This is a genomic window from Paenibacillus xylanexedens (assembly GCF_007676705.1).
GTDB classification, from domain to species: Bacteria; Bacillota; Bacilli; order Paenibacillales; family Paenibacillaceae; genus Paenibacillus; species Paenibacillus xylanexedens_C.
In genome coordinates this window covers 1-262 of sequence record NZ_VEBF01000386.1, presented here as the reverse complement: position 1 = coordinate 262, position 262 = coordinate 1, and the positions used below count along the sequence as shown (strand labels likewise).

Sequence of the window (262 nt, the reverse complement as noted above, 5' to 3'; positions counted from 1 at the left end):
ACTTCACAACTCCACTCCCCACAGATTAACACATATCCACTTCGTACTCTACCCCACCCCACATATCCTAATTATAATGCTCCCCTTTCCCCTCCATATACCCACCATTCACCCCCACTTCACCACAACCATCCATCCGCCCGCCCTCCTCTGCTTCTCCCCCCAGATTTTCAAAATAACATCCCATCATCACCATCTTATACCTCCTCACCACCCCCCCTACCCAAACCCCACCCTAACTCTTCACAACACCCAGATTTTC

General features: G+C 50.4%; 1 protein-coding gene. It reads right to left on the bottom strand.

Annotation, left to right across the window (positions count from 1 at the left end; all coding sequences use genetic code 11):
- Nucleotides 1–67: 67 nt before the first annotated feature.
- Nucleotides 68–196 carry a hypothetical protein gene (locus FS628_RS32920; protein ID WP_260871251.1) on the bottom strand — a complete coding sequence of 43 codons (129 nt, stop codon included), beginning with the start codon at nt 194–196 and terminating at the stop codon, nt 68–70.
- Nucleotides 197–262: the final 66 nt, after the last annotated feature.

Excerpts from the sequence above, each read along its gene's own strand:
- FS628_RS32920 (WP_260871251.1), bottom strand. The coding sequence starts at position 196 with ATGGTGATGATGGGATGTTATTTTGAAAATCTGGGGGGAGAAGCAGAG.